This is a genomic window from Capnocytophaga canis, assembly GCF_043187445.1.
GTDB classification, from domain to species: Bacteria; Bacteroidota; Bacteroidia; order Flavobacteriales; family Flavobacteriaceae; genus Capnocytophaga; species Capnocytophaga canis.
The window spans coordinates 1,722,076-1,747,414 of the sequence record NZ_CP171121.1 but is presented as its reverse complement, the minus strand read 5'-3'; the positions used below and the strand labels follow the sequence as shown (position 1 = coordinate 1,747,414).

The following is a 25,339-nucleotide window of genomic DNA, read 5'->3' as shown; positions in this document are numbered from 1 at the left end:
GTTTATTTCAATTTTAATTTCAAACTTTTTATCAAAGCTAACAGCTGTTTCTTTATAATCAACACTTTTTCAGATAATATTTCTGTGTTTCCAGTGTATTTTTGTCTAAATGCAATCTCAATTTGTGTATCTAATTCACTTAGTGAGCTTAAAGCAATATAACAAAATTGTAAATATTCCTTAGTATTTTTTCTATCAAAACCTTCGGCGATATTAGATGGAATAGAAATCGATGCCCTTCTCATTTGACTGGTCAAAACAAATAACTCCTCTCGCGGAAACGATTTCGTCAATATATAAACATCGTCCACTAAATTCATTGCATTTTTCCAAACATCCAACTCTCTATAACTCAACATCATATTTTATGGTTATTTATGGTTAATAATTCTCCCACCATTCACCATTCACCATCCACCATTCACTACCCACTATTCACCATCCACTACTTCAAATTTTCCCAATACCAATCTACCGCTTCTTTCAATCCTTCGGCGAATGTATGCGTAGGTTGATAGCCCAAATTCTTCTGTGCTTTTTCTATGGAAGCCAAAGAATGAGGTACATCGCCCAATCGATTAGGACCGTTTAGAATTTCCACTTCGGCAATTTTTGGGTCGTACTCAGCAAGGAATTTTCGCAATAATTCTGCCATATCTTTGATAGTCGTTCGGTCGCCTACTGCGGTGTTATATACTTGATTAACTGCATTTTCATTCTCTGAAATCATCGCCAAAAGATTCATTTGAATCACATTATCAATATAAGTAAAATCACGAGAGTAAGTTCCATCGCCATTAATGGTAGGCGATTGGTGATTCATCAGCTGAATCACAAATTTAGGAATCACTGCGGCATATGCACCGTTCGGGTCTTGTCTTCTTCCGAAGGCATTAAAATATCTCAATCCAATAGTATCAAAATCATAAGTTCTTTTAAAAACATCGGCATATAGTTCATTTACATATTTGGTAATCGCATACGGAGAAAGGGGCTTTCCGATGACATCCTCCACCTTAGGTAGCGATTTAGAATCACCATAAGTAGAGGAACTCGCGGCATAAACCAAGCGTTTTACTCCCGCATCTCTCGCAGCTACCAGCATATTAAGGAAACCACCTACATTCACATCATTACTGGTAATTGGGTCATTGATAGAACGCGGTACAGAACCTAAAGCCGCCTGATGCAAGACAAAATCCTGTCCTTCACAAGCTTTTCTACAAGTTTCCAAATCGCGGATGTCTCCCTCTATCAAGGTAAAATTCTCATTGGATAGGAAAGCCTCTATATTGTGTCTATGTCCTGTGGCAAAATTATCCAAAACGGTCACCATAGCTCCTAATTCCAAGAGCTTTTCAGAAAGATTAGAACCGATGAAGCCTGCTCCACCGGTTACTAATATTTTTTTGTTTTTCAACTCAGAAAATTCCATCTGCATCATCACTCAGATTTCTTCTATTTCATTATTTCGCTATATCCTATCGCTTTTCCTATGAGCGTAGTTGAAGTACAACTTTCTATCTTAACATTCACAAAATCACCCACTTTGTAATGTTCTTTCGGGAAAACCACCACTGTATTTTGAGTGTTACGCCCCATCCACTGAGCATCTGATTTTTTGGAATTCCCCTCTATGAGCACCTCGCAAATCTGTCCGATTTTTTGTTGTGTGCGATACAGACTGTGTTTCTGTTGTAGGTCTATAATTTCTGCTAAACGACGTTTCTTTGTTTCTTCGGGAACATCATCAGCGATTTTGCGAGCAGCTAATGTTCCTGGTCGTTCTGAATAGGCAAACATAAATCCAAAATCATATTTCACATATTCCATGAGAGAAAGCGTATCTTGGTGATCCTCTTCGGTTTCCGTTGGAAATCCTGCAATCATATCTTGAGAAATGGCACATTCAGGCATACGCTCACGAATGTTGTCAATCAACGTAAAATACTCAGCTCGAGTATGTAGTCTATTCATTGCTTGGAGTATGCGATCGCTTCCGCTTTGTACAGGCAAATGAATATACTTGCAGATATTATGATGTTTTGCCATCGTATCTATCACATCCAAAGTCATATCTTGAGGATTGGATGTTGAAAAACGAATACGCATTTTTGGATGTGCCGTGGCAACCATATCCAATAATTTGGCAAAATTGACCGCCGTTGCCTTTTCCATTTCAGTAGCTTTATCAAAATCCTTCTTAAGTCCGCCACCATACCAAAGGTAGCTATCTACATTCTGCCCCAATAGAGTAACTTCCTTAAAACCTGCTACTTGCAAACTATTGATTTCTTCAAGTATAGAAAATGGATCGCGACTTCGTTCACGCCCTCGCGTAAAAGGTACGATGCAGAATGTACACATATTATCACATCCACGCATAATTGAAACGAAAGCAGTTACTCCATTGCTATTGAGACGTATAGGAGAAACATCGGCATACGTTTCTTCCTTGGAAAGAATCACATTTACGGCCTCTCGTCCTCCGTCTACCTCTTGTAATAAGTTAGGCAAATCTTTATAGGCATCAGGGCCAACTACCATATCTACTATCTTTTCCTCCTCCAAAAAGGCATGTTTCAAACGTTCTGCCATACAGCCCAACACCCCCACTTTCATAGCCGGACGACTGCGTTTTACAGAGTTAAATTGCTCCAGCCGTTTTCGAATGGTTTGTTCAGCTTTCTCACGAATCGAACAAGTATTAAGCAACACCAAATCGGCCTCCTCTAAAGTTTGCGTAGTATTGTAGCCCTCTTGAGAAAGAATAGAAGCCACAATCTCACTATCAGAAAAATTCATCTGACAGCCATAACTTTCGATATATACCTTTTTGCTGTTATTTCTATTTACCTCTAAAACAAGACTTTGCCCCTGCTTCGATTCATCTATCACTTTTTCCATAAATGCATATTTTTCAAGCCACAAAGATAGAAAATAATTAGCAATCCACAACCTGATTCATCGTTGTTTTTGAAAAACAACAACTTACCAAAACAAATCAGATTGCACTGGAACTGCCTACCCAACACTACTAACATTTACTTCGCAAAATTCGACTGAAATGCGGTTGCAAATGTTGTCGCATAGCTTCGCGAAATGATTGCGGAGTCCCATTTTTTAATTCCTCCACCAAATCTCTGTGAGTTACTATGGAAATTTCGTCTTCCAGAGTACCATTCGCTAACGCTCCATTCATCTCTTCTCTTTGGAGGTGATGAACATATTCAAATACTGGAAGGATAATTTTCTGAAATCGCAAAAGCATCTCATTATCAGCTATTTTGTAAAGTGATTTATGAAACAAGACCTCATCTTCCAATGAAAAGCTATTACTATCACATTGCACATCTCTGGTTTTATTGACAATTTGTTCCAATGTTTGAATTTGCTCTTGAGTTTTACGTGCAAACACAAAATCAGTCATTCCGATTTCAAACATCAAACGAAATTCAAACAAATTATGCAATGTAGCTTTATCCAGCATGTGTGGATCGAGCATTTTCTCCAAATTTTCAATCAAATTGGGTTCTTTGAGAACCATCCCTTTATGTCTTTTTGACTCAATAAGTCCTAAGGTTCGCAGTCGTAACATAGCTTCTCTCACTGCCGTACGACTTACCCCCAACTGTTCAGCCAATTCCATCTCCTTTGGAAGCGAATCTCCAGGACGAAGATCATTTTCTTTGATATACAAAATAATTTGTTGTTCAATTCTATCTACTAAAGAGACGTTTTCTGAAGGTTCTATTTTCTGAAGTTCTATCATTTGTTTTAATTATTTACGTCCACAACATGTTCTTTTATTCAAAAAAAAATCCTACATTTGCGGAAATTGAAAAGTACTTCTCGGGTCAAGTAACAAAACCCTGCTAAGGTACGCCTTTTTTACATAAACAACAAACAAGTAGAGAAAAAATAACATAAAATATCTTTATGAAACACAGCGAACTTTATAAAAAAACATTATTAGAAGATGTCATTCCCTTCTGGGAAAAACATTCGTTAGACCACGAATTTGGCGGATATTTCACTTGCCTTGACCGTGAAGGAAACGTTTTTGACACCGATAAATTCATCTGGTTGCAAGGACGACAAGCGTGGACTTTTGCGATGCTTTACAATCAGGTAGAGAAAAATCCAAAATGGCTTGAAATCTCAAAATTAGGCGTTGAATTTCTGAAAAATCACGCAATGGACAGCGACGGGAATTTCTATTTTGCACTCACTCGCGATGGCAAACCACTGGTTCAACCTTACAACATTTTTTCGGATTGTTTTGCAGCAATGGCTTTCAGTCAGTATGCAAAAGCCTCGGGTGATGAAACTTATAAAAAACTGGCTATCAGCACATATCACAACATATTAAAAAAACAAAACAATCCCAAGGGCAAATACGAAAAAACAACCGACGTGCGTCCGCTCAAAGGATTTTCACTCCCGATGATTCTTTCTAACTTGGTTTTGGAATTGGAAAGCGTTCTTTCGGAAGAAGAAATCAACAAAACGATAGATTTCAGCATCAATGAAGTAATGAACGTGTTTTTAGATGCTGAAACAGGTATTATTTTTGAGAATGTTCGCCCTGACGGGAGCAAAGAAGATAGCTTTAACGGTCGATTGCTAAACCCCGGTCACGGCATCGAAGCAATGTGGTTTATGATTGATATTGCCGTACGTCGTGGTGACCAATCGCTTATCGAAAAAGCGACACAAACCATTCTTAACATCCTCAATTACAGTTGGGACGAAAAACACGGAGGCATTCTGTATTTTATGGATTCCAAAGGAAATCCGCCACAACAATTGGAATGGGACCAAAAACTTTGGTGGGTACATTTGGAAACTTTGGTAGCACTTTCAAAGGCGTATTTACACACGAAAAATTCGGAGATTTGGACGTGGTACGAAAAAGTACACAACTATGCTTGGTCGCATTTCTCTGACCCTGAGCACGGTGAATGGTTCGGTTACCTGAATCGTGAAGGAAAACCTTTGCTCCCTCTTAAAGGCGGAAAATGGAAAGGTTGCTTTCACGTGCCGAGAGCTATGTTCCAATGTTGGAAAACTTTTGAAAAAATTGAAAATCAATAAATAAAACGCATCATAATGAATCGAATTTTTTATCTTTTATTCGCTTTTGTTCTTTTGTCGGCTTGTGGAAGCCAAAAAAACGTAATCGGCGGAGGCGAATTTACACAACCCGAAATGCCTTTGGTCACAGGCAAGGAGAATTTATTAGCTTCTTTCAAGTTAGCTACTAAAAATTTGAATGCTATCACAGAGGTAAAAGTTTTACTCAAATCCGAATTAAAATCTTTGGATTTAAGTGAAATGGCCATCTATTTAAGTGATAATGAAAACTTTAAAGAAGCACAACAATTTGCTTCTACTAAAAACATTCAATCGACAATACTTCTGAAAGGTAATTACTCACCAAAAACTGAAAACACTTATGTTTGGGTAACAACAAGAACCACCGAAAAGCCGAATCTTCTGAACAAAATTAAAGTTTTTCAAATTGAATTTTTATCAAACGGGTCACGATACGTATATGTAAATCCGAAAAGTGCTTCACAACGCTTTGGGATAACGCTTCGCGATAAGAAACAAGACGGCGTTGAGTGTTATCGCATTCCAGGGTTGGCAACCACCAACAAAGGCACGCTTATCGCCGTGTATGACAACCGTTACAACAATTGCAAAGACCTGCAAGAGGACGTAAACGTGGGAATGAGCCGAAGTACCGATGGCGGACAAACGTGGGAACCGATGAAAGAAATTATGGATTTGGGCGAATGGGGCGGACTCTCCAACCAACTCAACGGAATTGGCGACCCTGCCGTATTGGTGGATAAAAACACAGGAACTATTTGGGTAGCAGCTCTTTGGCTTCACGGACACGACAAAGACAAAATGGCGTGGTGGGCTTCCAAACCGGGTATGACGCCACACGAAACCGGTCAGTTGATGCTCGTTAAAAGCGACGATGACGGTATCACGTGGAGCGAACCTATCAGCATCACTCCGCAGACCAAAGACCCCAAATGGTATCTTTTCTTCAATGGCCCTGGTAACGGAATTACCCTTGCTGATGGAAAAATAATGTTCGCTGCACAATACAAAGACGAAAATCAAGTACCGCACTCTACCCTGATTTACAGCGACGACCACGGAAAAACGTGGCATTGTGGCACGGGAGCAAAATCACACACCACCGAAGCACAAGTAGTTCAGCTTTCTGACGGAAGTATAATGCTTAATATGCGTGACGACCGAAATCGGCAGAATTACACGCTTTCCGATGCCTTTCACGGACGTTCAGTGGCTGTTACTCGCGATTTTGGAAAAACGTGGACAGAACACAGCACATCACGTAAAGCACTAACCGAGCCCAATTGTATGGCAAGTATCATTTCCTACTCGGCTAATAACGGTAAACAATATTTGTTTTTCTCGAACCCTGCCGATGCAAAAAATAGAATTAACATCACCATCAAAGCGAGTGATGACGACGGCAATACGTGGAATAAACTCCCTCAAATAAAACTCTATGCCAATGGTAATTTCGGATATTCTTGCATGTCTCTGATCGATAACAAATACATCGGAATACTTTACGAAGGAGTTGGTGATTTAATCTTTCAAAAAATTCCTATTTCGGAACTTATAAAATAAACAAAAGATCTGAAAATATATCGTTTTAGCGACTTTCTCTTTCAAAATTATGCTGTAAAACCTCATCAAATTCAACCGCTCTGAGTGGAAAACTTTGATGAGGTTTCTTTATACTTCTGAGAAGTCTGACTTAAGTAATAGCAATCAATCACACAAAAAAGAGGCTATGGAAAATTCCCCAAATAGCCTCCTATATGTGATAAAAAATCATAGTTTCGTAACTGGTGGCTCATCTGCCAACGGCACAAAACGAGCCTTTAAATTAGGCGTAGGCATATCTGCATCTAATGGATACATCGGACGTTGGATACCTTTGTAAGGCAAACGCAATAAATCCTGATCAACACCACCTGGCGTTAAAGCCATTACCCAGCCTTTACGCATATTGTAAAGTTCAGGTACCAAATATCCGATTTTTACCACTAAAATATCCGTTTCTCGAGGGTTTAACCCAATTTCAGTAAAGTAACGCTCATAGTGATACGCTTTTCGTTTTTCGGTGATAATCACAGAAATAGCTCCACTTTTAACTACTACAATCGTATTGTTTTTATCGTCTTTTTCAATAGCTGTAATGGTTCCTGACACACGCACTGGCGGAGCGTAACGATCGTCAACACGGGCTCCTGCCAAAGCATCAATTTTACCTCCTACTCCAATAGCTTGTGCTTGTCTTACAAATTCAGCATCAGGAATAGAGGCGTAAATAACACTTTTTCCTTTTTCAGATTTAAATTCAGGACGTTTGAAAAGCTCGGTAAGTGTCCATGTAACATCACCTGCTCCTCCTGCCGTCGGGTTATCTCCCATATCACTGATAATGAACGGTTTTTCTGTACTCGCTAAGGCTTGTGAAAGACACTCGGGCAAATAGGCTGTTGGTGCTACAAACTCAAATTTATCGCGTACATCCCAAAAATGTTTCGCCAAGGTTTCTGCCGCTTTGCCTACAGCTTCTTTATCATCACCATAAGTCAAAACAACCCCGTGATTGCGAGGCTCGTCTGCCCATGGATATGACATCCAAATAGAAGCATCAATGACCTTATCTCCGTCAATGAGACTCGGAATTTGTCCGTAAAGACTTTTGGCAGGTTCAATGCGTGTGCTTGTTTTTTCACCTGGAAGCAAAATTGGCACAGGAATCCATGCTTTGTAGGCTGGTTTGCCTTTGCCACTCTCCAATCGGTCAATCAAATTCACCAAAGCCCGTTTTTTAGAAATCATCGCATCTTCATGCGGCGCAAGTCGATAACAAGTCATCATATCTACATGCTGTGCCAAACGAGGTGAAACACTTCCATGTAAATCCATACAAGAAGACACCAGAACTTTATCACCAATTACCTCACGAATTCGAACTATTAAATCTCCCTCAGGATCTTCCAATCCTTGAACGCTCATCGCTCCATGAATATCGAAGAAAAGACCATCAATAGGCAAGGATTCTTTGAGCATTTCAAGTGTCTTGTTTACCATTTTTTCATAAACCTCACGTTTTACAATACCTCCAGGCATAGCATGTGAACGCAAAGTAGGCACCCACTCAGCCCGTTGCACAACGGACGAATCGGGAACAAAAAAATTGTAATACGAGAAAATGCTATCACCTATACGCAACGGAAAAGCGTCTTCATCGGAAACAGCGGGTGAAAACGTACTTGACTCAATGGCAATACCTGCAATAGCAATACGAGGTAGTTTTTTCTCTGTTTTTGAGGAACAACCTATAAAAAAGGACAACCCCAAAAGAAATAGAGTTCTTTTTATGTATTTCATAACTACAAAATTAGGTTAATAATAGCACAAAAATACAAAAAAAATGAAATAAATACAAAATAATCTCCCAAAGAAACTTATTTTTCCTCACTGCTAATCATTTATGAGTTTAAAAACTATCTTTCTTATTCAGAGCAAACCCTAAGTAACTTTGTACAAATTTTTCTGCAGATTCGGGCTTAACATAATTCACCCGAGAGGTCTAATCTATCGGAAAAAAGCAAATAATTACAATACATCCACTTGATTTGTTTATGCTTCGAATTTTTCACTTGTCCATTCACAAAAAAAATTGAAAAATTGAAAAAACAACGCACTTTAAATTGTTAAATCTACAAATTCCAACAAGAGCTATTTTATACGGTAAACAACTATATGTTAGCTCCTTAAAACAAGTAAAACTTGAAACCTACGATTAATTAATTCTTAATGAAACTCTTAAAATTTTGTAATTAATTTTATTTAACAGATATAAATACATACTTTTGTATCGAAAAAAACAAATTACATTAGAATATGAAAAAACTTTACGCTTTAGTAGTTGGGCTTTTTTTGATACAAATATCATTCGCTCAAACTACAGTAACTACAGGGACATCGACACAAACCGTCCCCTCAAACATTGAACTAAAGACTGAAAAAGAAGCCTTAAAAGCAGAACAAAGAGCTCAAAAAGCCCAAAAGGAGGTGCTCATAGCAGAAGAAAAAGCAAGAAGAGCAGAGGAAAAAGCTCAAGTCCAAGCTAAAAAAGCTGAAGAAAAAGTAAAACGGGCTGAAGAAAAGGCCAAAAAAGCTCAGGAAAAAGCTAAAAAAGCAGAGGAACGTGCCAAAAAAGAAGCTGAGAAAAAACAAAAAAATTTAGCTAAAGCTCAACAGCAAGTTCTAAAAATTGAAGCTCAAGTTAAAATGAAGCAAAACGAATTGGCTCAAGAGCAGAATAAATTTGAAAGTAAAAAAGCAAAAGGAAATCTTTCTTCATCAGACGAATTGAAATACAAAAATCGAATTCTGAAAAAAGAACAAGAAATTAACAAATTGAATCTCAAAGCAATAAAAGCAAAAGAGCAAGTCAATAAATATTCAAAATAAGCATTTATCTAATATAGCATAACTTACATCTGAGGCTGTCCCGAAAGGCAGCCTCTCTTTTTACCATTGTATCTCTCCTTTTCCAACAGATACTAAGTACTGATTTGCCCTACTAAAGTGCTTATTACCAAACCAATACCCTCGATTCGCACTCAATGGCGACGGATGCCCAGAAGTCAAAATATAATGTTTGGAAGCATCTATTAAACTAGCTTTCTTTTTAGCGTAACCACCCCAAAGCATAAACACCACCTGTTGTTTTTGTTCAGAGACCAAACGTATTACAGCATCTGTAAAAGTTTCCCATCCTTGGTTTTGATGGCTTCCTGCTTGGTTAGCTCGAACTGTCAACGTAGCATTGAGCAACAGTACTCCTTGCTTTGCCCAACGTTCCAAATTACCACTTGAAGGATAAGGTACTCCCAAATCCCGTTGCAATTCCTTAAAAATATTTATCAACGATGGAGGATGATCGACACCGTCTTGTACTGAAAAACACAGCCCATTAGCTTGATTTACACCATGATAAGGATCCTGACCTATAATAACCACTTTCACATTTTCAAACGGGCAATAATCAAAAGCTGCGAATATCTGTTGCCCTCTCGGATAACATACCCCTTGTGTATATTCATGTTTAATGAAGCTCACTAATTTCTGAAAATAATCTTGTTGAAATTCGCTAATTAAATAAGGTTTCCATGAAGAATGAATGTTTACTTCCATTTTTTTAATATTTTTGCACGTCAAAATGAAGAACAAAAATAACAATTAATTTTGAAACTTGAATTTTTCCGAATAAGAATTCAGAAGTATCACTTGCAAGAGAAGTATCCAAAAAAATAGCTTTTAATATGTGTGAATACCTAATTTATAGCAGATAAGAAACCTAAAAGTAAGCTGAATTTCAAACAGATGCAGTTAAAAACAAAACTTTCGAACAACCTCAACATATAGAAAAGACGTACACGATACGCCTCACAAAAACATATATATTTGTACCTTAAATGATTCACAATAAAACACTTGAAGATTTAGAATTCGGAACTGTTCTCACACATATTTCTGAAATATGTCACACCGAATTAGGGAAAAAATATGCCTTGCGTTTGCAACCCTTTGAGGATAAGGAAACTTTACTCTTTGCATTGCAACAAACTAATGAATATTTAGCTTCATTTCAAAATAACAATACTATCCCAGGACATAGTTGTGAGAAAATTAGTTCAGAAATACGGCTATTACAAGTAGAAAACACAACGCTCGAACTCTCTGCTATACGAAAACTCTATTTGATATCGCAAACCGTGAATACGCATATTCAGTTTTTTCGTAAATTTAAAGAACTATATTCCATTTTACACGAAACAGCAGAAAGCATCCATTACACTACCGATATTACCGAAGCTATTGATAAAATCGTTGACAAATTTGGCGAAATCAAAAACGACGCTTCCCAAACCTTGGGGAATATACGTAAGGAAATCAGCATTTTAAAAGGAAAAATCAATGAAAGTTTTAATCGAACCTTAGCTGAGTACAATGCTTCGGACTATTTGGATGACATCCGAGAGACCGTGGTGGATAATCGTCGGGTACTTGCTGTCAAAGCAATGTATCGCAGAAAAGTTCTCGGAACAGTGCTGGGTAGTTCCAAAACGGGAAGCATCGTATATATCGAGCCGAGACAAACAGAAATGTACTCACGAGAATTGACCAATTTAATATACGATGAAAAAGAAGAAATTCAACGTATTTTGAAGCAACTCACAACCTATTTGAGTCAATATGTAGTTCTTTTCAAAGATTACCAACGCTACATCACAGCCATTGACATCATTTATGCGAAAGCAAAATATGCGTTAATCATGAATGGGCTACTTCCTGAAATCACAGAAGAAAGGGTGCTATTTTTGCAGGAAGCCTATCACCCACTCTTGTTTTTGAACAATCAAAAAAAAGGTAAACCAACCTATCCACAAAATATTGAACTCACAGATGATTCACGCATCATCGTGATTTCAGGCCCTAATGCAGGAGGAAAAAGTATCACATTAAAAACCATTGGATTACTACAACTGATGCTACAAAGTGGTATGCTCGTTCCTGTACATCATCGCAGTCGAATGTGTTTATTCGAACGGATTTTAACAGACATAGGCGACAACCAATCTATTGAAAACCATTTGAGTACATACAGCTACCGCTTGAAGAATATGAACTATTTTTTACGAAAATGCAATGAACGTACGCTATTCCTAATTGATGAATTTGGAACTGGTAGTGATCCCGAGCTTGGAGGCGCGTTAGCCGAAACCTTTTTGGAAGAGTTCTACCACCGGAAAGCATTTGGAGTAATCACCACCCACTATGCTAATTTAAAAATATTAGCCAATGAATTGCCTCATGCTACCAACGCTAATATGTTGTTCAATGATAAAACCTTAGAACCTATTTACAAACTTATCGTAGGAGAAGCGGGAAGTTCATTCACCTTTGAAGTCGCTCAAAAAAATGGAATTCCTTTTGGACTGATAAACCGTGCTAAAAAGAAAATTGAAAAAGGAAAAGTTCGTTTTGACGCTACCATTGCGAAGCTTCAAAAAGAAAGAAGCAAAATGGAAAAAACCACTGAAAATCTGAAAGATGAAGAAGCTAAAGCACGTGAAGAAGCCAAACGCTTGGAGGAGTTAAACGAACGCATAAAGTCTAAACTGGTAAATTATCAAGAGCTTTACGATCATAATCAACGAATGATTTACTTAGGAAATAAAATTGACGAAGTAGCAGAGCGTTATTTTTATGACGGCAAGCGACGTTCATTAGTATCTGACATATTGCGAATTATTGAGGGTGAAAACGCTAAACGAAAGCAACTCTCCAAAGTTGAAAAAACACAAAAAAAAGAGCAAAAAAAGACCATAGAGACTGAAGTTAATAAAGAAATTAAAGCTATCAGAATTCAGAAAAAAGCTGAAAAAAAGGCAAAAATCACTCAGGAGGAAGCCGCCAAAGAACGAATGCAACGCATGTTAAAAATCAATGACCGAGTACGCATCAAAGATAGTCGTAGCGTTGGTGTCATCGATAAAATTGAGAAGGGAAAAGCTATTGTGAATTACGGCATGTTTACCACCACTGTAGCTATTTCAGAATTAGAATTGGTTGAAAAAGTAAAAAACTAAAAATCAGAACATTACAAAAACACAAAAGTTAAAAAAAGTTAATTAACATTTAATGAATTTGTAAATATTTACATTTTATTATAACTTGCCCACATCAAAGTTTTTTTCTATCAAACTCATTTAGGCTTGATTACTGATTTGCAATGTAATAGACATAGAATGACAATGTTTTTCTATGACAGGATAATGTGGCAACTTAGTCAAAAAAAAGGAATAGAAAATCTCACAACAGATGTGCTTTTAAAAATTAAGGTCGGAAAGATGAAAAACAACAGCGACGAAACAAAAACAAACACAAACTCTCTTAAAGAAACTGAAGGCGGAGCTAAGAAAAATTGCGTTGTCCGCCCTACGCCTATTAATGAAGAGGTACAGTGGGATAAATCAAAAACTTTGATGAGCCGAACCGATAAATTTGGAAATATTGAGTACGCCAATGATGATTTCATTGATGTTTCTGGCTATGAAGCTTACGAATTGATGTCGCAACCACATAGCATCATTCGTCACCCAGACATGCCGAAAGTTGTATTTAAAATCCTTTGGGACAACTTAAAAACTCGTGAAAATTTCCACGCCATCATCAAAAACATGTCAAAAAGTGGGAAATACTATTGGGTGATTACGAACTTTGAAATCAAAAAAGACGCTGAAGATAAAATTATTGGATTTGTATCCTATCGCAAAGCATTGCCCAAGAGCATTATTGAAGAGTCCATTGAACCGCTATACAGACGTTTGCTAAAAATTGAGCAAGTTAATGGTTTGGAGGTTAGCGAGAAATATTTTATGGGGTATTTGGAAGATATGGGAGTTTCATATTACGAATTTGTAGCAAACTTACTAAAAACCTATAAGGAAGAAATTGAAAGCGTTATTTCAAAAGAGGTAAGTAAGGAAGCTGAAGACGATAAATCTGCTGAAAAAGGTGGTTTTTTGTCTAAAATCGTGTCATAAAAAGTTTTTTCATGCTATATTAGATTTTAATTAATTATTGAAAAAGGCCGTCGTGAGACAGCCTTTTTCGTTTGCTAACTTTTAATTTTTTAAAACCAAGGTTTACGCCCTTGTTGATAAATCTTATAGAACTCCTCATCAGACTTAGTTAAGTAAATGATGCCTTCTATAAGAGGCACTAAAGAAGCTATCCCACAAGTAACGACTGTCAATACAATCTGTATAATTCCTTCTTTCGTATATCCTAAAAAGAATTTATGAACTCCTATTGAGCCTAATACCAAGGCCAAAACCCCTGCAAGTACTTTCTTATTTTCTTGCTTAGAGATAGTACTGTTGTTTAATTCTGTACTCATAACTTTTATTTTTTACTTAATTCATAGGCAAAAGTAAGGATTTTTTTTATAACACAAAAGAAAAAGACAAAATTATAAGTATATCAAAACGTTAAAATTCAGTGGGAAATACAACAACAAAATCACTACATTTACTTTTAAAATATTAAAATATGTTAATTAACATTTTTTTTAGACAACATGTAAAGAGATAATTGATAGCTTTGCCCCAATTTACAAATTTAAAATTTAAACACAAACATTTAACATGAAAAAAATCGTATTAGGATTAGGAGTAATTGCTTCATTGATCGCCGTAAGCTGTAAAAGTGACGCAAAGAAAAGCGAAACTCAAACAGAACAAACAGAAGTTGTTTCAACAGAAAAACCAGTTGGCTCTGTGGCTTATACAGTAGCTCCAAGCTCTGTAATTGAATGGGTTGGATCAAAACCTGCAGGAAAACACAATGGAACTGTGAACGTTTCAGAAGGTACAGTAAACGTTGAAAATAAATCAATCGTATCAGGAGAGTTTGTTTTAGACATGAACTCTATCGTTGTTTTAGACTTAGCTGCTGGAGATGGAAAAGAAGACTTAGAAGGCCACTTAAAAGGAACCGGTAAAGAAGATGCTGAAGATCACTTCTTTAACGTAAAAAAATTCCCTACTGCTAAATTTGTTTTCAAATCATTTGACGGAACAAACGTAACAGGAGATCTTACAGTGAAAGAAATTACAAAAGAAGTAACTTTCCCTGCAACAGTTTCTGTAACAGACTCAGAAGTAGTTATTGACTCTCAATCTTTTACAATTAACCGTACTGATTTCGGTGTAAATTACGCTTCAAAATCAATTTTCGACAACCTTAAAGACAAATTCATTAACGACGATATCGAATTGGTTGTTAAAGTAAAAGCTACAAAATAATCTAATTTTTTATTAGTAGTCCTAATAAAAGAGACCGATTGGGAAACCCAGTCGGTCTTTTTTATTTATTTTATGGCTAAAGTAATGATTTGCAAATGGAGTACGAGAGAAGTAAACAGCTATAAGAATACTGTCTAAAATTGCTGTACCTTTTGAACCTGAAATCGTTTATAACAACTGGTAACGTGAAAAAGATCCTACAACAATAGCTTTTACAACTCCCTTCGAAGTCTTGCAACCGGGATATCGAGCTGTTCACGGTATTTAGCAATTGTTCGCCTTGCGATTGGATATCCCTCTTCTTTAAGCAATTGTGCCAAATCGTCATCAGGATAAGGTTTGCTTTTATCCTCTTTAGCGATGATGCGCTGTAGTATTTGCTTAATTTCATGTGTAGAAACGTCTTCTCCTTGATCATTTTTCATTGATTCGGAAAAAAAGTCTTTAATCAATCTGGTACCATAAGGTGTGGTTACATACTTACTACTCGCTACTCTTGAAACGGTAGAGATGTCCATTCCTATTTTATCAGCTATATCCTTTAAAATCAACGGTTTTATTTTCAGTTCATCTCCTGTAAGAAAATACTCGCGTTGGTGTTGCATGATAGCGTCCATGGTAACTAGAAGTGTTTGCTGACGCTGTTTGATGGCATCAATAAACCATTTAGCAGAATCTAACTTCTGTTTAATAAAGAAAACTGCTTCCTTCTGCGAAGAGGTCTTTTCTTTGGCTTTTTTGTAGGTATCAAGCATTTCGGAATACTCTCGCGAAACATGCAATTCAGGAGCATTTCGCCCATTAAGACTGAGTTCCAAATCATTATCATTCACTCGGATGGTAAAATCAGGAATAATCTGCTCTACTTGAACATTACTCCCCGAATAAGAACTTCCTGGTTTAGGGTTTAAACGTTCAATTTCTTGTATGGCTTCTTTGAGTTCATCTTCTGAGATAGAAAACTTTTGTTGCAGTTTAGCATAATGCTTTTTAGTGAATAGCTCAAATGCCTTTTCGATAATTTCTATAGCCAAATCGACAGATGAAGTCGTTTTTTTACGGCGAAGTTGTATCAAAAGACACTCTTGTAAGTCAAATGCACCCACACCCGCAGGATCTAACTGAAAGATAATCTGTTCACGGATTTGTTTTACCTTATCTTCTTCTGTATAAATATTTTGTGTAAAAGCCAAGTCATCAGTTAAATCCTGGATAGAGCGACGGATATACCCACTATCGTCAATACTCCCTACCAAAAATTCAGCAATGAAATAGTCTTCGTCGGAAAGAGTAAACGTATTCAATTGATTTAAAAGTGATTGATGAAAAGACACTTCGGCACTAAAAGGAATTTCTTTTTCATCATCATCATCGCTGTAGTTATTGGTATGCAATCGATATTCGGGAATTTCATCATCACTGAGGTATTCATCAATATTAATATCCTCCATATCAATCACTTCACTATCGTTATATTCGTCTGAAGAGTTATCAAATTCATCTGCAAATTCGTCATATTCACTTTCTTCACGCCCCGACTCCAAAGCAGGGTTTTCTTCCAATTCTTGTTTGATGCGTTGTTCAAAAGCCAACGTAGGCAATTGCACCAACTTCATCAATTGAATTTGTTGAGGTGATAATTTTTGCGAAAGTTTCAGTTGTAAATTTTGCTTTAACATATTGTATATTGAATGAATTTAGGGGCAAAAATACGCAAAAAAAGGAAGAAAAAAAATGAATATAACAGTATTATTCACTAAAAATCAAAAGAAACTTAACCTTGATTATTAACTCAATAAATGAGAAAAACAAAGATTAATATCTCTAAAATATACTTTTTAATTTAGCATTTAACAAACATTTCGCACACAAGCAGATATAAAAAAATACGACTTTTTGTTTCGTATAATAAATCTAACTATCCTCGATAAATTTCTCTAAAAAACAGAACACAGGAGCAACTTTCATATGGCAACATACACAGGCCATCCTACACATTTAATTAAAGCTACGCCTGGAAAGATTCTTGTGATAAGAACTCATGATGAAAAATTTGTAAAACTTCGTATAGACAGTTATTACCAAAACAAAGCAGACTTAGAATCTGAAGCAAGTCATTTAACAACTAAAGATAAAGACGGATATTTTACTTTTACCTTTATTAAAGGTTAATAATTCGGTTCTCTTAGTACAAATAAAGGGTAGTCCAAGTTTTTAGGACTGCCCTTTTTGTTATAAGAATAAAAAAATCAATGGATTAACCTGTAGCACATCTCTAAAAACAGACCTGTTATAAAATAATTAAAAAAATAAAAAATACACTCAAAATTAATAGCAAACACACGAACACAGAACATATACTCAAAGGTCTAACGAAATAGTTCTAACACCTCATTTCAAAACGATAGAGTATCTACACGGAGCTTTAAAGAACACAAAAAATAATGTAATAATTTTGTTTAACAAAAGATGCATTTGAGAATTAAATCCGCTTTGAAAAAAAACTTAGTAAGATATTTTTATAATTCCACAGAAAGTATTAACTTCGCCGATTGATTATTAATACTAAATTAGACATAACAAAAATGGCAATTCTTGAAAAAATTAGAAACCGTACCGTATTTCTTATTGCGATTATAGGGTTAGCTCTTTTCGCTTTCGTAATCTCTGACTTCATTGGTTCAGGACGATTCGGTAATTGGCAAACTACTGAAATTGGAACTGTAAACGGAGAAGATGTTTCCATTGATGCTTTCCGCTTTCAGGTGGAAAACGCTGTTCAAGGAGCAGGTGGACAAGCAAGTAGCCTTGAAGCTGCAAAATACGTATGGGAACAAAACGTTCGTAGCATCCTTTTAAAACAACAATTTGAAAAATTGGGATTAAGCATTGAAAAAGATCAAATTTTGTCAGTGTTAGCTAAGAGTCCTTTGGCTCAAAGCCCTGAATTTACGAATGATCTTGGTGTATTTGATCCTTCAAAATTTATCAGCTATTTAGCCACACTGAAAGCAAGTAACCCGCAAGCTTACCAAGAATGGAAAATGCAAGAAAATGCACTTGTTGAAACTGCGAAGCAACAAATGTACTTTAACTTAATCCGTGCTGGATTAGGAGTTACAAACGCTGAAGCCGAAATCGCTTATCACCAAGAACAAGACAAAGCCGACATAAAATTCGTAGCCTTGCAGTACAGTTCAATCCCTGACAGCACTGTATCGGTGAGTGACAGCGACATAAAAGCATACATCAGCAAAAACAAAAAACAATTCGAGCAAGAGGCTTTCAGAAACATCCAGTACATTGTAGTGAACGAAAAAGCTTCTGCTGAGGATATTGAAGCTGACAAAGCATCCTTATTACGTTTATTGGAGCCACAAGTGGTATACAACAGCACCACAAACTCAAATGACACCATTGGAGGATTTGCCAACGTAAAAAACATCCGTGAGTTTATTGAGAAAAATTCTGATTCTCCTTATGACTCGCTATACGTAACTAAGTCAGAATTACCAACTGTATATGCTGACACCTTATTTGCTCTACCAGTAGGAAAAACTTTTGGACCTTACGATGATAACGGAGTGCTGAAACTATCACGCATGGTTGCCAAAGAAACCAACGGTGCTGTAAAGGCAAGTCATATATTGATAGCTTACGCAGGAAGTCGTGCAGCAAATGAGAGTACAACACGCACCAAAGAAGAGGCTCTTGCAAAAGCTAACGAAATTTTAGCAAAGGCTCGGAAGGAAGGAGCTGATTTTGCTGAGTTGGCAAGAGAAAACTCAGAAGAACCAGGAGCAAATTACAGTGGTGGTGATTTAGGTTTCTTTACCCGCGGACGCATGGTTAAGCCTTTTGAAGATTTCGTATTTACAAATAAGGTTGGACACATTGGAGTAGTTGAAACAGATTTCGGATTCCACGTTGTACGAGTTACTGAAAAAGCAAATGCCGTACAAATAGCAACCATCACAAGAAATATTGAACCGTCAGAAACAACACTAAACGATTTGTTCACAAAGGTTTCTAAGTTTGAAATGGACGCTTTAGCAGATGTTAAAAACTTTGGTGAAGTAGCTAAAAAATCAGACTTAACAGTGCTTCGTGCTGACAACCTAAAACAAAATGACGAATACATCATTGGATTAGGCAACAACCGACAAATTGTACAGTGGCTTTTCCAAGAAGACACTAAAGTGGGTGACATCCGTAAATTCACTGCGGGAGGAAGCTACATCGTAGCTCAATTGACAAAAAAAGGAGAGAAAGGCGTTTCTTCTGTACAAGATGCGGCTCCATTTGTAAAACCAATTCTTATACGTGAGAAAAAAGCTCAAATATTAGCTGAAAAAGCAAAAGGAGCTTCCTTAGATGCAATTGCTTCTGCAAATAATGCTGAAGTAAGAACTGCTACAGGTCTGTCAATGAATAATCCAACTATCATCGGTGAAGGTCGTGAACCAAAAGTAGTAGGGACAGTGTTTGCTTTGAAACAAGGACAAACCTCCAAACCTATTGAGGGTGAGAATGCTGTGTACGTAGTAGAAGTTACTGCAATCTCTCCTGCTCAAGCTCCAAGTGATTTAAAATCACAACGCAAAAGTTTAGAGACACTAAAAGTGAGTCGTGCATCACAAGAGGTGTACAACGCACTTAAAAACGCAGCTGAAATCAAAGAAAATCTAAGTAGTTTCTATTAATATTTTTGGAGATTTACAGAAAAACGAGGACTTGCTAATACTGATATTAACAAGTCCTTGTTTTTTATGCTTTACCAAAAGAGTAGTGATTAACAACTAACAATTGACAATTAACAAAAAATGAAAATCATATCTTACAATGTAAACGGCGTACGTGCCGCAATGACTAAAGGTCTTATCGAATGGCTACAGAGTGCAAATCCCGACGTACTTTGCTTACAAGAAATCAAAGCTTTAGAGTCTCAAATTGAAAAAGAAGCCTTTGAGGCTTTGGGTTATAAATACCAATATTGGCATAGTGCCGAAAAAAAGGGATATAGTGGCGTAGCTATTCTTTCTAAGACGAAACCTACTCATGTAGAGATTGGAAGTGGTTTGGATTACATGGACAAAGAAGGGCGTATCCTCCGTGCTGATTATGGCAGTCTTTCGGTGATGAGCTTATATTTACCTTCGGGGACGAACATTGATCGTTTGGACTTCAAACTCACTTTTATGGCCGATTTTCAGAAATATATAGACAATCTAAAAGTGTCTTTCCCTAATTTGATTATCTGCGGAGATTATAATATCTGCCATCAAGCGATTGATATTCACGACCCTATCCGAAATGCCAATGTATCTGGATTTTTACCTGTAGAGCGGGAATGGTTGGATGGATTTATGAAAAGTGGGTTCATTGATAGTTTCCGATATTTTAATAACGAGCCACACAATTATTCGTGGTGGTCGTACCGAGCCAACGCTCGTAACAATAACAAAGGGTGGCGTATTGATTATAATTTAGTTGCTCAACCTCTTGAAAATCGTTTGCTGCGGGCTACCATACTACCCGAAGCAAAACATAGTGACCACTGCCCTATCTTAGTTGAAGTCGCAGATTAACAATCGATTTCAATTACTACATACAACATTAAAAGACTATCAAAAAGAACAGTGAGCAATCATTCCAAAGGACAAGAATGACTACTCACTGTTCGTTGTTTATCGGAATCTTCTATACTTCACAGAAGAATACAAATAGCATACAGGAATTATCTATTTTTGATTATTAAACTGATATTTCAGAGAAAAACCTACATATGGGCGATATGTCATTTTAGTTTGTTTTGAAAAATTCTCACCAACATTAGTTTTGGTATATCGATACGAATCAAAGACATTACTTCCAAACAAACTCAAACTCCATCGGTTGTCCTTCCACGTTTTTGTAAAGGAGGCATTGGTCAGGAATATTGCTTCTACATTGTTTTGCAAGTCTTTTGTTGGCGACTGATATCCCATATTCACACGGAGTAAAAAATTACGCGGTAACCGCAGCGTATGGTTGAGTTTAGCATTGAATCGCCATTGCTCAATAGGGTACGAGTTTGCGTCTACTTCAAGATCTTGGCGGTAATGATAGGCGGTAAACGAAGCGTTGACATTCCACCATTTAAAAACATCAACTCCTGCCATAAGCTCTATTCCTGTAGCCCACGAAGAGCCTACGTTCTCTCGTGTGATGAGCAGCATATTATCTCGATACACTCGACTGTAGGGGCTCATTATATCGTGTTGATTACGAGCAAACATTTCTATGGAAACGAAATCCTTCCCCCATGAATTTTTATACGCTAATTCATAGGAATCCGTGTAACTGGGCAACAGACGACTATTCCCTGTTAAGAACGAATATCTATCATTCCAAACAAAAGCTGGTACCAATACCCAATACTCTGGACGACTGATTCTACGACTGTAATTTCCACTAATTTGACTGTTCTGAGAAAAACTATACAGCAAATGCACTGATGGAAACCAATCCGTAAAATTCTTTTTAAAACGATCATTTTTCCTTACCCCTTGCTGATTATCAAAAGAATATATTATATCTCGAGCTGTATGTTCCGAACGTAGACCTAATTTATATTCAAATTTGCCGAACGAACTCTTAAAGCTAAAATACCCTGCATAGATATTCTCCTTGTAGTTAATAACTTGGTTTTCAGAAACATCTTTCGAAGTTTCTACTATACGATCTCCTTTAAAAAACCCGCTTTCAGTAGTAATTTCTGGAATATGATCGGTTTCGATATCAACCCCAGCTTCAATACTTGTAGCGTCGGTTAGTGGTAGCTCGTATTCCAAAATACTTTTAGTGAAAATTTCATTTTTTTCTGAACTTTTATTTCCAAAAACCGTATTTTCCTTTGGGCTAATGACATGACCTTTAGTAAAATCATCACTACTTCCAATAAAAAAGCTATATCCTGAATTTAACTTCAAAAAATGGGATTTATCCTTATTAAAAAAATGCGAATATTCTAAATTAGCACCCCAATTTTGATATAAAAATTGATTATCAACATCCATAAGAAAATCCTTTGACGAAAGTAAATTACCCTCTTTATCAAATGTATTTTCAGAAATTTGTGTTTTATCTATCTTTTTTTCTTTCTTTCTAAAAGGAACATAGTCTATTGAAACATCGATAAAATCGCGATCGGTGATGTCATAATTAAATCCAAAATCAATGAAAGAATTATTCATATTGGCTTTGTATTCACTATTGAATAAAGTTTCAAAACGCTTCCCATCGGGAGCATACACATTGCTTATTCCTTGTGAACGAGAATCTCCCCAATGGTGATCGGCAATATTTCCCGAAACATGCCAACCTCCTTTTTTGCCCTTTTTATCAATGGAATAAGAAAAGCTTTTTCTTTCCAATGTATTAAATTCAGCTGAAAGATTGATAGCATACCCTTCCAATTTATTCTTTTTCAGCACAACACGTATGATTCCTGCCGTTCCCGAAGCACTGTATTTAGCAGATGGATTGGTAATAATATCTATTTTCTCAATCTGTGAGGCGTCGAGCGTTCGTAGGCGTTCCTGCCCGTCTTTGGCGATGATTCCATTAATATATACAGTAAAAGTTCCTCCCTCACGATACGTAATCCTACCATCTACACTTACGTTCAATGAAGGCACATTGGTAAGCAAATCTATTGCTGTATTCGCCTCTGGAAAAGCCGAGGCATTGATAGTTTTACGATCTACTTGATACGAGAAAGCTGCTTTTCGACCTTCTACCACCACTTCTTCAATTTGTTGAACGGAAAGATGCAATAAAACATCACCCAAATTTGTTTTTGAAGCATTGATTGACAAAGGTTTAGTAACATCTTCATATCCAACAAAACTGATTTTCAATGTATATTCTCCGAAAGGAATGTTTTTTAATAAAAATTTTCCGTTTTCATCAGAAATAACTCCAAAATTTCGGTTTTTATTATCGGAGGAGAAAAGCGAAACTTCTGTGTATGGCAATACTTCTTTACTTTCAGCATCTACAATTCGTCCTGAAACTGTACCAGTCTGAGCAAAAACAACTGTCGTAAAAAGAAAGAAAATCAAAAATGTTAATCGGTTCATTTTCATATATGTTAGTTGTTAATTATTAATTATTTAATGGTTAATTCATAATTCCTTTTTTACAAAGATGCAAAAACAAACGAATTGTTACATTTCACAGATTTATTTTTTTTCTCTAATAAAAAAACTTGACCAAAACCACCCATACACAGGTGACTTTGGCCAAGTTTCACACTTATTTTTACTCTGAGAATCTACCTATTTCCACAAACGGCATCGTCAACAAAACCTAATTTCATGCCTTTAGGAGTGTCGATAAAAAACAACGCCTTAGGTCGTTCGTATTTGTCCATCACATACATAACGATAATCTTAGCATCTTTATAGGGAAGCACCACTTTTTCAACCTCATTTGTTTGTTGACTGAAGTATTCGGGCAGCTCTTTCACCAAATGGAGATAAGCTGTTCTTCCTTGGTTGAAATCAAGTTCACAAGGGTCTTGATTAACATCCATTACGGAAAGTGTAGATTCTCCTTGACTGGTCGGTTCAAACTCAAAATCATCGAAATCCATAAATCCATAATTTTCATCTTTCCCTGACAAATAAACCATCGCCCCCGGCAAATGATAACGGCGCAAACCGATAGCAGGATCCATAAATTCCTTTAGATTCTCATGTTCATCTCGAATATAGGTATTCAGATTTCTTTCGTAGTAACATTTATTAAGAAAATCAAAACCTACGTCATTTATAAAGGAAGTAAGCAAGGCCTCATCCAAGGCTTCTTGGTTTTGTTGTGTAATATTTTCAACGCTCGATTTAACATTCGTTGTAACTGGCTTTTGTTTCTTTTCAGAACAGGACGCCAACCCGATTCCAATAGCAAGATAAAAAAGACATTTTTTCATACGTTTTATTTTTATTGTTTCTTTCTACTTCATTTATGATTATCCGTTTTGCACAATAAAAGCAATTACAATCTGTACGTTTCTCTAAAAATAAGAAAAAGCTACATAAAGCATTAAAAACAACCCATGCGGAAACATATAAAAAGCGATACTCTTACGTGATTATTGTATTTTTTTCTTCACTTCACATGAATTAGCGGTTACGGACAATCATAATTTCATTTCTTTTATCAAGTAAAGATAGACGGGAAAGTGGTCTGAATATCCCCAAGTATAATTCCCATTGGACATACTTCGGAACGGATAGCCTTTAAACTTACCTTTAGGATTGGCCAAATAAGGTTTATTAAAAACTCCCGCTTTCCAGTAGCGATAAGTTGATTTATCTTCTTCTAATAATTCTTGTGTAAAATATATCTGGTCAAATAAATTCCATGCATCTTGGTAAGCAAGTGATCCGATACCTTTTTTGAGCATCTCTTCCATAGGATTGTATAACCCTCCTGCCTTAACTTTATTCTTTTTACCTTCGGTTTTTAAAATCTTTTTAAAACTCGCATTAGTAGGATCGTCATTAAAATCCCCCATACTAAAAATTTTAGCTTTCGGATCTTTTGCGAGTAACGAATCTATGATTTTTTTATTCAATGCAGCAGCTGCCTCTCGTTTTGGACGACTTGCTGCCTCACCTCCACTACGCGAAGGCCAGTGATTGACAATAAAATGCATCATTTCACCATCAAACATACCGCTGACCAATAATTGGTCGCGCGTGTAACGACGCTTTCCATTGGGTTCGAAAATTTTCAAAACATGTTTGGATGTTGAAATGGGACGAAACACCCCTTTTTTATAAATCAACGCTACATCAACGCCTCTACTATCTGGGGAGTCGTAATGCACAATACCATAATTGTACTTTTTCAGGTAATCGGTATTGATTAAATCAACGATAACATCCTCATTTTCAATTTCACAAAGCCCAACAATATCTGGTGCTTGTTTGGACACGTCGCTACCTATGTCTGCAATTACCTTAGCTATCTTCTGCACATGGTCGTTGTAAACTTTTGATGTCCAGCGGTCAGCACCCTGTGGAGTTCGATCGTCATCAAAAGTCCTTGGATCATTGATAGTATCAAATAAATTTTCTACATTGTAAAAAGCAATTGTTCTGACCATGTATTTCTTTTCTTGTGCGTAAAACGATAATTGCCAAAAGACAAGTATCCATAGTATAAAATATTTATGTTTCATGGAAGTGAGATTTAAAGGATATTTTATTTAATGATTAATTATAAATTATAAATTACGAATTACGGGATTGGATAATTTCGTAATTAGAAATTCGTAATTCGTAATTCACAGTTCGTAATTCGTAATTCACAATTCGTAATTCGTAATTTACAAT

The 25,339-nt window shown here is 36.5% G+C and carries 20 protein-coding genes; 9 read left to right on the top strand and 11 right to left on the bottom strand.

All coding sequences use genetic code 11. The features are described 5' to 3' along the window. Positions 1-2: 2 nt before the first annotated feature. The 4 genes from ACF3OB_RS07425 to ACF3OB_RS07410 form a co-directional block, all read right to left on the bottom strand. A complete protein-coding gene (locus tag ACF3OB_RS07425) occupies positions 3-362 on the bottom strand; it encodes a four helix bundle protein (RefSeq protein WP_198540573.1) in 360 nt (119 codons plus the stop codon). A gap of 83 nt (positions 363-445) precedes the next feature. After that, complete coding sequence (locus ACF3OB_RS07420; protein ID WP_392448772.1) at positions 446-1,435, bottom strand: SDR family oxidoreductase; 990 nt, start codon at positions 1,433-1,435, stop codon at positions 446-448. A 23-nt stretch (positions 1,436-1,458) separates the two neighbouring features. Next, entirely contained in the window at positions 1,459-2,907 is a 1,449-nt protein-coding gene (gene miaB, locus ACF3OB_RS07415; protein ID WP_042008915.1) for a tRNA (N6-isopentenyl adenosine(37)-C2)-methylthiotransferase MiaB, read from the bottom strand. A 130-nt stretch (positions 2,908-3,037) separates the two neighbouring features. Continuing rightward, positions 3,038-3,772 carry a FadR/GntR family transcriptional regulator gene (locus tag ACF3OB_RS07410; RefSeq protein WP_042345034.1) on the bottom strand — a complete coding sequence of 245 codons (735 nt, stop codon included), beginning with the start codon at positions 3,770-3,772 and terminating at the stop codon, positions 3,038-3,040. 167 nt (positions 3,773-3,939) lie between these two features. Here ACF3OB_RS07410 and ACF3OB_RS07405 point away from each other — a divergent pair, with 167 nt between their 5' ends. After that, positions 3,940-5,097 carry an AGE family epimerase/isomerase gene (locus tag ACF3OB_RS07405; protein WP_095911995.1) on the top strand — a complete coding sequence of 386 codons (1,158 nt, stop codon included), beginning with the start codon at positions 3,940-3,942 and terminating at the stop codon, positions 5,095-5,097. Positions 5,098-5,112: 15 nt separating this feature from the next. Continuing rightward, positions 5,113-6,681 carry an exo-alpha-sialidase gene (locus tag ACF3OB_RS07400; RefSeq protein WP_095911996.1) on the top strand — a complete coding sequence of 523 codons (1,569 nt, stop codon included), beginning with the start codon at positions 5,113-5,115 and terminating at the stop codon, positions 6,679-6,681. 207 nt (positions 6,682-6,888) lie between these two features. Here the strand turns inward: ACF3OB_RS07400 and ACF3OB_RS07395 are convergent, their stop codons facing one another. After that, on the bottom strand, positions 6,889-8,460 hold the full coding sequence (locus ACF3OB_RS07395; protein ID WP_172914425.1) for a M81 family metallopeptidase: 1,572 nt from the start codon (positions 8,458-8,460) through the stop codon (positions 6,889-6,891). Between the two features lie 516 nt (positions 8,461-8,976). Here ACF3OB_RS07395 and ACF3OB_RS07390 point away from each other — a divergent pair. Beyond that, positions 8,977-9,549 (top strand): hypothetical protein, encoded by a 573-nt coding sequence (locus ACF3OB_RS07390; protein ID WP_172914424.1) that lies wholly within the window; start codon positions 8,977-8,979, stop codon positions 9,547-9,549. 60 nt (positions 9,550-9,609) lie between these two features. Here the strand turns inward: ACF3OB_RS07390 and ACF3OB_RS07385 are convergent, their stop codons facing one another. Then, positions 9,610-10,275: a uracil-DNA glycosylase gene (locus tag ACF3OB_RS07385; RefSeq protein ID WP_042347834.1), complete on the bottom strand. Its 666-nt coding sequence runs from the start codon at positions 10,273-10,275 to the stop codon at positions 9,610-9,612. Positions 10,276-10,556: 281 nt separating this feature from the next. On the opposite strand from ACF3OB_RS07385, the gene ACF3OB_RS07380 reads away from it, so the two are divergent. Both ACF3OB_RS07380 and ACF3OB_RS07375 read left to right on the top strand, forming a co-directional pair. Continuing rightward, complete coding sequence (locus tag ACF3OB_RS07380; RefSeq protein ID WP_194295675.1) at positions 10,557-12,734, top strand: endonuclease MutS2; 2,178 nt, start codon at positions 10,557-10,559, stop codon at positions 12,732-12,734. Between the two features lie 261 nt (positions 12,735-12,995). Next, complete coding sequence (locus tag ACF3OB_RS07375) at positions 12,996-13,691, top strand: PAS domain-containing protein (RefSeq protein ID WP_082021476.1); 696 nt, start codon at positions 12,996-12,998, stop codon at positions 13,689-13,691. Positions 13,692-13,780: 89 nt separating this feature from the next. Here the strand turns inward: ACF3OB_RS07375 and ACF3OB_RS07370 are convergent, their stop codons facing one another. Then, entirely contained in the window at positions 13,781-14,047 is a 267-nt protein-coding gene (locus ACF3OB_RS07370; protein WP_042008976.1) for a TM2 domain-containing protein, read from the bottom strand. Between the two features lie 247 nt (positions 14,048-14,294). Here ACF3OB_RS07370 and ACF3OB_RS07365 point away from each other — a divergent pair, with 247 nt between their 5' ends. After that, complete coding sequence (locus ACF3OB_RS07365; RefSeq protein WP_042008932.1) at positions 14,295-14,954, top strand: YceI family protein; 660 nt, start codon at positions 14,295-14,297, stop codon at positions 14,952-14,954. A gap of 212 nt (positions 14,955-15,166) precedes the next feature. Here the strand turns inward: ACF3OB_RS07365 and rpoN are convergent, their stop codons facing one another. Then, positions 15,167-16,633, bottom strand: coding sequence for an RNA polymerase factor sigma-54 (gene rpoN / locus ACF3OB_RS07360; protein ID WP_172914423.1), 1,467 nt, complete (start codon positions 16,631-16,633; stop codon positions 15,167-15,169). A 289-nt stretch (positions 16,634-16,922) separates the two neighbouring features. Here rpoN and ACF3OB_RS07355 point away from each other — a divergent pair, with 289 nt between their 5' ends. From ACF3OB_RS07355 to ACF3OB_RS07345, 3 genes are all read left to right on the top strand, one after another. After that, positions 16,923-17,126, top strand: a complete 204-nt coding sequence (locus ACF3OB_RS07355) for a hypothetical protein (RefSeq protein WP_095893582.1) — start codon at positions 16,923-16,925, stop codon at positions 17,124-17,126. Positions 17,127-17,539: 413 nt separating this feature from the next. Beyond that, positions 17,540-19,657: a peptidylprolyl isomerase gene (locus tag ACF3OB_RS07350; protein ID WP_212895581.1), complete on the top strand. Its 2,118-nt coding sequence runs from the start codon at positions 17,540-17,542 to the stop codon at positions 19,655-19,657. A gap of 120 nt (positions 19,658-19,777) precedes the next feature. After that, a complete protein-coding gene (locus ACF3OB_RS07345) occupies positions 19,778-20,542 on the top strand; it encodes an exodeoxyribonuclease III (RefSeq protein WP_042008946.1) in 765 nt (254 codons plus the stop codon). A 153-nt stretch (positions 20,543-20,695) separates the two neighbouring features. Here ACF3OB_RS07345 and ACF3OB_RS07340 read toward each other — a convergent pair whose 3' ends face one another. The 3 genes from ACF3OB_RS07340 to ACF3OB_RS07330 form a co-directional block, all read right to left on the bottom strand. After that, positions 20,696-23,077: an outer membrane beta-barrel family protein gene (locus ACF3OB_RS07340; protein WP_095912694.1), complete on the bottom strand. Its 2,382-nt coding sequence runs from the start codon at positions 23,075-23,077 to the stop codon at positions 20,696-20,698. Positions 23,078-23,271: 194 nt separating this feature from the next. Next, positions 23,272-23,928 carry a hypothetical protein gene (locus ACF3OB_RS07335; RefSeq protein WP_095911998.1) on the bottom strand — a complete coding sequence of 219 codons (657 nt, stop codon included), beginning with the start codon at positions 23,926-23,928 and terminating at the stop codon, positions 23,272-23,274. A 210-nt stretch (positions 23,929-24,138) separates the two neighbouring features. Further along, entirely contained in the window at positions 24,139-25,185 is a 1,047-nt protein-coding gene (locus ACF3OB_RS07330) for an endonuclease/exonuclease/phosphatase family protein (protein WP_042008949.1), read from the bottom strand. Between the last annotated feature and the right edge of the window lie 154 nt (positions 25,186-25,339).